This is a genomic window from Vibrio ouci (genome assembly GCF_004551525.1).
Taxonomy (GTDB): domain Bacteria; phylum Pseudomonadota; class Gammaproteobacteria; order Enterobacterales; family Vibrionaceae; genus Vibrio; species Vibrio ouci.
Genome location: NZ_SATR01000112.1, coordinates 1 through 2986 on the forward strand (window position 1 = coordinate 1; position 2986 = coordinate 2986).

General features: G+C 39.4%; 4 protein-coding genes. All 4 read left to right on the top strand.

Annotation, left to right across the window (positions count from 1 at the left end; genetic code table 11):
• Window positions 1-167: 167 nt before the first annotated feature.
• The 4 genes from ELS82_RS23910 (at window position 168) to ELS82_RS23925 (ending at window position 2717) form a co-directional block, all read left to right on the top strand.
• Window positions 168-842, top strand: coding sequence for a hypothetical protein (locus tag ELS82_RS23910; RefSeq protein WP_134837642.1), 675 nt, complete (start codon window positions 168-170; stop codon window positions 840-842).
• Between the two features lie 153 nt (window positions 843-995).
• On the top strand, window positions 996-1574 hold the full coding sequence (locus ELS82_RS23915; RefSeq protein ID WP_085761120.1) for a YecA family protein: 579 nt from the start codon (window positions 996-998) through the stop codon (window positions 1572-1574).
• A gap of 161 nt (window positions 1575-1735) precedes the next feature.
• Window positions 1736-2143 (top strand): GFA family protein, encoded by a 408-nt coding sequence (locus tag ELS82_RS23920; RefSeq protein WP_038141691.1) that lies wholly within the window; start codon window positions 1736-1738, stop codon window positions 2141-2143.
• 139 nt (window positions 2144-2282) lie between these two features.
• Window positions 2283-2717 carry a GNAT family N-acetyltransferase gene (locus ELS82_RS23925; protein WP_167489508.1) on the top strand — a complete coding sequence of 145 codons (435 nt, stop codon included), beginning with the start codon at window positions 2283-2285 and terminating at the stop codon, window positions 2715-2717.
• Window positions 2718-2986: the final 269 nt, after the last annotated feature.

Here is a 2986-nt window from a genome sequence, read left to right on the forward strand (position 1 = left end):
TACGGTCGGAGTGGTCAGAACGCAACTAACAATAAATTTAAGAGTGATTCACAACGCTCGGCGCTCTCACTTCAAGTCAGTTTAGTGTTTATGGCACAATGGTTTAGGTAAGGTGGTTAGCGTTGTTCACACCTTAATTTGGCGTTAGGCTAACCGAGGTAGGTTTCATGGATAATTACATTAAAGCAGATTTTGATGAGCCATTTTTATTTAGAACAGCATCAAAATTGGTGTGCGATAATACATTAAAGAATGGTGAGATTTGGCTAAGAACTAATCTGTATTATCAACAAATCGAGGATAAAGCTCGAGTAGATAATAATGAAGGATTAAGCAGTTCTAAGATTGAGTTTCCAATCAGTGTTAAATCGGATAACGGTGTATTCATTGATATATCCGGAGATCGGACGGGAACGATGGGAACGAATGTTCCACCTCATTATTTAATTTCATTGCATGGTACAAGCATATCAAAGCAACAGCATACAGATTTTGGTGGTGTTACATTCGGAATCAGTAGTTTTTCAGTTTTAACTAAACAAATTATTGAAGAAACATCTAAACAAATAAAAGTTCTTGGGTATCAAGCAGGACCTGTTTCGTATCAATTTACATCGTTGGTACAAACTGAAAAACGAAACGGAGCTATTCTTGAAATTACAGATAATCCTCCTCACTACTTAAGTACTGTTGATATGACGGCCTTACGAAAAGAGCCTATTCTGCCTTTTATTGAGCAGGATGAATGGCGTATAGTAGTTTTTACAAATGGCTTCATTAAAGGTGATCACTTAGCACCCTTAAAGCTAAAAGTAGATAAAAATTTGTTCTACGAATATTAGCCTAACAAGCAATTTAAGAGGGATTCACAACGCCTGGCACTTTTGATTCTACTTCAAATTTAGTGTTTATGGCACAATGCTTTAGGTGTGGGTGGCGGCGTTGTTCACCCCTTAATTGGGCGTTATAGCGATTGTTGAGTTAGGAGGACAGAATTGCAGTATTTTGATTTACCAGAATTGAGTAATAATTTGCTAGAGAAACTAGGTGTCGAAGATTTACAGAAGATTCCTGTTCACCCCGAACCGAGTGCGAAGCCTCTTAATTGTCTAAACAATGTTATTGCTTACATTGAAAAATATGGCGGTAGTGTGCAATTTGGCTGGATTTTTTCGTGTTTAGGGAATATTTCAATCAAAATGACAGCTCATGCTGTCGTCAAAATGCCTGACAATTCATTAGTCTGTGTAACGCCGAATGAATATAGGACGGGGCTATTGAAGTTTGCTCCTGACAGTTCGGTCGAAACTCTCATTAAGCATAACTTTCTTCCGACAAAATTTGTGCCTTTGATAAGTGACCAATCATTATCTGAGTACATTGCTATAGAAGTTGAGCAAGACAAATTACGTATGGAAAATCATGGTGTTGTTGCTCAATCTGATCTGAATCAGTTCCAAATGAGAGCATCGCTACTTTATCCTGCTATCTTGTCTCTCGCTAAAAAGTACACTGGAAGAAACGATCAGTGCTACTGTGGTTCAGGAAAAAAGAACAAGAAGTGTTGTGGCTAAATCGCTATAACAAACAATTTAAGCAGATTCGCAACGCTCGGCATTTTGGGTTTGAATCAGCTTCGGTGTTTACGGCACAATGGTCTAGGTAGGAGGTAGCGTTGCTCACTACTTAATTGGGCGTTATATTTATCCGACATCAACAAACATGGAGGTTTGAAATGAATAAAGAGATTACAGGTGGTTGCTGCTGCGAAAGTGTAGCCTTTAAGCTTAAAGATGACTTCGGTAAGTTCTTCTTTTGTCACTGTGAGCAGTGCCGAAAGCTCACAGGTTCGGCTCATGCATCGAACTTGTTTACTTCTCCTTCAAATATCGAATGGACGAAAGGGGAAGACAAAATAAAGCGCTATGATCATCCTACACGTTCATTTTCTAAGGCATTTTGCGTAGATTGTGGTTCAGGTTTGCCATTTCTGACTCAAAGCCGAAAATTCCTAATTGTTCCGGCTGGCTCGTTAAACGAGGAGCCGTCAAAGACTCTTGATGCTCAAATATTCACTGCAGAGCAAGCTGAGTGGCATAAAGCAGGGTTGCAGGCAGTTAAGGTGGAAGGCTTCCCAAAATAAATATAACAATAAATTTAAGAGTGATTCACAACGCTTGGCACCCTCACATCAAGCCAGTTTAGTGTTTATGGCACAATGCGTTAGGTAAGGTGGTAGCGTTGTTCACACCTTAATTTGGCGTTATGTGCTTAGAGGGAAAATGGCATTGATTAGAGAAATGGATATCTCAGATTACTCTCAAGTTATTGAGCTATGGTCTGAAACAGAAGCTATGTTGCTACGTGATGCAGACTCTAGAGAAAACATAGGCAAATACTTAGAACGTAACCCCAATCTCAGCTTTGTCGCTGTAGATGGTGACACTATTGTAGGTGCAATTTTAGTGGGTACAGATGGTCGTCGAGGTTACGTGCAACATTTGGCTGTAAACTCGAATTGTCGAGGTAAAGGCATTGGTGCCAAACTARTATCTTCAGCGGTCGRTGCATTATCTAAAATTGGTATAGCTAAAACTCACTTATTTGTCGCCAATGAAAACCTGAATGCTCAATATTTCTATGAAAAACTAGGTTGGTTTCCACGTGATGAAGTGCGCATGTTTTCCTTTAACTCGTCTTGCAGTGGTAATGTTTAGTACGCACATAACAATAAATTTAAGAGTGATTCACAACGCTCGGCGCTTTCACTTCAAGCCAGTTTAGTGTTTATGGCACAATGCGTTAGGTAAGGTGTTAGCGTTGTTCACACCTTAATTTGGCGTTATGTGTTTTTAGGATAAAAATGGAAATTTTCGAAATTCAACTAGGAAACTCAATCGGCCCAGTTAAGCTCGGTATGACAGAAACTGAAGTGAACAATGTTATCGGAACTCCTGATTGCATCTATGGACATCGCCATCATTTT